Source organism: Winogradskyella arenosi (assembly GCF_003337305.1).
Classification (GTDB): Bacteria; Bacteroidota; Bacteroidia; order Flavobacteriales; family Flavobacteriaceae; genus Winogradskyella; species Winogradskyella arenosi.
Genome location: NZ_QPJO01000014.1, coordinates 1 through 4,031 on the forward strand (window position 1 = coordinate 1; position 4,031 = coordinate 4,031).

The 4,031-nt window shown below is 29.4% G+C and carries 5 protein-coding genes; 1 reads left to right on the forward strand and 4 read right to left on the reverse strand.

Annotated features, from left to right (window positions below; genetic code table 11):
* Positions 1-273 precede the first annotated feature (273 nt).
* Positions 274-846 carry a hypothetical protein gene (locus DFQ08_RS15860; protein WP_114311020.1) on the forward strand — a complete coding sequence of 191 codons (573 nt, stop codon included), beginning with the start codon at positions 274-276 and terminating at the stop codon, positions 844-846.
* 408 nt (positions 847-1,254) lie between these two features.
* On the opposite strand, the gene DFQ08_RS15865 is transcribed toward DFQ08_RS15860, so the two are convergent.
* Genes DFQ08_RS15865 through DFQ08_RS15880 form a run of 4 tightly spaced genes read right to left on the reverse strand, consistent with a single transcriptional unit; the run spans position 1,255 to position 3,545 of the window.
* Positions 1,255-1,785: a DUF481 domain-containing protein gene (locus tag DFQ08_RS15865; RefSeq protein ID WP_147269492.1), complete on the reverse strand. Its 531-nt coding sequence runs from the start codon at positions 1,783-1,785 to the stop codon at positions 1,255-1,257.
* 5 nt (positions 1,786-1,790) lie between these two features.
* Entirely contained in the window at positions 1,791-2,900 is a 1,110-nt protein-coding gene (locus DFQ08_RS15870) for a hypothetical protein (RefSeq protein WP_114311022.1), read from the reverse strand.
* A gap of 9 nt (positions 2,901-2,909) precedes the next feature.
* Complete coding sequence (locus tag DFQ08_RS15875) at positions 2,910-3,179, reverse strand: hypothetical protein (protein ID WP_114311023.1); 270 nt, start codon at positions 3,177-3,179, stop codon at positions 2,910-2,912.
* Between the two features lie 6 nt (positions 3,180-3,185).
* Positions 3,186-3,545 (reverse strand): hypothetical protein, encoded by a 360-nt coding sequence (locus DFQ08_RS15880; RefSeq protein ID WP_147269493.1) that lies wholly within the window; start codon positions 3,543-3,545, stop codon positions 3,186-3,188.
* Between the last annotated feature and the right edge of the window lie 486 nt (positions 3,546-4,031).

Sequence of the window (4,031 nt, forward strand, 5' to 3'; positions counted from 1 at the left end):
GTAGTCTCTGCGTATATAATAACCTTATTCCTCTCTTTTGTTCTTTCTAATTTATAGATCTTAATTTAGTGTTTTTATTAAAATGCTAACTTAAGCCGTATATAATTTATTGCTAGTTCTAGCCTACTTACGAAAATCCTCGCGGATTTTCTATTCGGTTTTTATTTGTTAACTTAGTTGCTTAACCACGCAACAAACCATATACAAAACCGTTACCCAACATTTGACGCAACCATCCTGAACATCTTGCATCTTAAATAAAAAAATAGATTAATGAAAAAAATGACAATTATATTTTCGATTATATTTCTAGCTTATAGTTGCGGATGTAGTGATGAAGGAACTGATTATGTAAATTTTAATGAATTTGAATCTTCTATAATTCCAACAAACATAAATTCGCAGGTAGAATTTGAAAATCAAAATTCAGAAATTATTACAGCTGAATATACTGAATTTGATAACGAACCAATATACTCGACGCCTTCAGAACCAAGTTGTCATGTTTATATTTTTGAATCGAGTAGTGTAATTCTTTCAATTACAGAACTTGAATTGAATTTTCGGCTAAACATAAAGGTGCTTGACTATGGTAATCGTAGAGAAATTATTTTTATTATACAAACCGATGAAGAAATGTATTTCATAAATGGCTCTGTTTTTGATGAAAGTGAAGATATCGAACAATTTCTAACAAATTATAACTCAAATGGATTTGAATTCAATGACGTTTTTATTTTTTCAGGTTTAATCGAAAATGAAATCAGTAAGATAATTTATGAACCTCAAGTTGGTGTCAGATTGATTGAATTTAATGATAGTACATATTTAAAGTTAATAGAATAAAAAACGTTGGGTAACACCGTGTATAATTAATTGCTTTATTGAGCCTACTTGCGAATATTCCTTCGGAATATTCTCGGGTTCGTAAAAGTTTACTAAATTAGTTACTAAACCACGCAACTAATCATACACAAAACCGTTACCTGTAATTAAACTTACGCACACAAATTGGAACAGATTTGGACTAAAACCTACGCAATTAAAACCGAATAAGAATAAAATTCTAAACTGACTAACAAAACGAATGAATTCCTAATTCACATCTGCACTAAACAATTGCGGAATTGAATAGTTAATATCTCTACTTCACTCAATTGGAGTCTGGTCGGTTTGTAAAAGCTAAATTACGCATGAATTCAGCAATTTATGTGACTAATTATTGTATCAGAGTAAATTAAGTAAGTCGATTATTCATAGCACTATTAAAACACCTAAACTAACTGTATTCATATCTAACATATCCTCAAACGCAACATTATATATAATGAAACAATTAATCATTTCGTTTATACTGTATTCTATGCTTGGTGAAATATAAGTATGTTTTCCCAAATTTGTATCTTGTACAGGATTGCCTTGAGAATCATTAAAAAAATAATTTTCTTTCTTTATTGGTCTGTGAGTTCCAAGGTCACCACGTACCCAGATTTTTTTTAAAATCCTATATTTTAATTGTAAACCTAATCTAAAATAAATTTGCTTATCAGTAGCTAAAAGCGGTTCATTGAATTGATTATAATAAACACCAATGTGCGTTCCAAAGTTGAACTTTGATTTATCATCAAAGAAAAAATTAAAACTATAATCAATACCCAAACTATAGTCTACATCCTTACTAATTCCTAAACCGCTAAAAAAACGGATTTCACTTTGGCCGGAACTGAATTGTGGCAGTATAAAACATAGTAATAATACGAGTAGTGGGCAAATACTTTTATTCATGTGCGTTATTTTATTTTTAGAGCAGTCCAATTAGAACTATTATCGTTGAGCAGTTTTTGCATTGCACAGATATTTTCTGATGTTACAATTTTGTCTTGAACAGACATTATAACTTGACCAGACTTAAATTCTTTCTGAAAAGAACTTATTATATATAATTTACCTGTTATTGCTAGGGCAACATTTTTATTTTTAAGTTTTTCATTTAATGAAAGGCTTAAATCATCTTTTCTCTTTTGCAAAAAAACTTTTTCACTTTTAAAGTCAATAATCCAATTAAATTTTTTTATCATCTCAGAGCCAAAAACAGGGACTGTGTTCTGAGGGTTTATAGTGATAATATTATTTTTTAGTTCAATATTTGCTAGTTCTACTTCTACTCCTTCTAAAATTATCTCTTTACTATCTGAAATTGAGAATAAACTCGCTGACATAGTAGTTAGATTTTTTACTTCTTTATATTTTTTTAATTTTCTATATCTTTTATTTAATAGTATATAATCATTGTAACCAGTATCAAATAATAATTCAACATACTTTCCTCCAATTTCTGTATCGATATATATCGAATTGTCACGAAAATCAGCTCCGATTTCTGTATAATTCAACAATTCTATATCGTCTTGTGTAACAATTCCAATTTCGCTATTGTCGTGATTAATACTTAGTAATTCTTTGGATTCAAAAAAAATATTAAGCCCTAGAATGCCATTATTTAAATTTATTTCGCAATCAAGAAATTGGTTGTAATTAAAGGGATTAAAGATAAAAGTTGGTTGTTTCTCAACTAAATTTAGAAATGAAAAACCTAACCCGCGAAAAGTATCAATATTTGTAATATTACCAAAAGGGTCTGTAAAATCTTGGCTCGAAACTAATTGTAACGAATCTCTATTAATAATATTCAAAATTTCATTATTGAAAATACTCGTTGCCGAGCCTGTATCAAATTGTAACCTTAATAATGTATCATTGACTTGAATATTTACATTGTAAGTATTATCAAAAGCAAGTGTATTCTGTCTTTGCTGTCCAAAAGCAAATACGCATACTAAAAAAACCAATATGCGTAATACTTGTATAAACATTAGACCTATTTTAGATTTAATATTCATAATTAGGTTTTACAATGCTAATATAACTCCAACAACACTTAGTATTGATGCAATCATTTGTAAATTGGTTTGTCCACCATTGCCAGGTTTGGTATTTAACCAATCCCAGATATTACTCAAATGACATCCTATTTGATACCATTTACAATCTCTTTTCGATAGATTTTCAACGTCGCTTCCCCAATGATTAATACTTTCAGCTTCCAAATCCATATCAGCCAAAGTTTTTGCACCATTAGATTCTGCATTTGCGACCATTACTTGAAAAGCACTTATCATCTCTTCTCACGTAAGGTTACTATTATTTGCATTTGTTGATAAATGCTTATACGCAGCATACAAAAGGTTGTCTGCAGCTGAATGCATATTTGCAAGACCATCAACTGGGTCTAATTCATTTTTTAAATCATTGTAAGAATCCCCATTTTGATAAAATTCAGATATACCATCTACAAATGATATCATATCCAAATTTGCATTTTGCACTACAGAGGTGGAGTCTTTACTAGTAAACGTATAACTATTTTTTGCTTCTAGTGTAGGACTAGCTCCGTTATCGAATTCATCGGTTGATTCTTTTGAGCAAGAAAAAATAAATGTAAAAATTGTCAAGGTTAATAATAAACTAAAATACTTCATTTTCATATTCATAAAATCTTTAAGATTAAACATATAAAAACATAATAGAAATATTCCAATACACAAAACCAAGTAGCTTATTAACAAAAATTTAACGATTCCATAAGGCGTTCTACCCTAGTATTTAATCAATTTCAGTATTGTATGCTAATTACTAATCCGAGGATTTAAAAATAGCACCTATGTTTTCTAAAATCTAATGGAATTCGCTCTAGGCACAGGAACTAAAATAGGAACAGGTACTAAAATAAATAACTACAGGCAACACCGTGTATAATTAATTGCTAGGTTCTCGCCTACTTACGAAAATGCTCTCGTATTTTCTATTCGGTTTTTATTTGCTAACTTACTCGCTTAAACCACGCAACTAATCATACACAAACACGTTGGCAGTAATGTTCCAAAAAGACTTCCAACAGGACATTATTGCTGATATGGAACTTATTACAGGTGTCGATATGTCAAAAAAGTCATTACCCAAAACATTAGCAA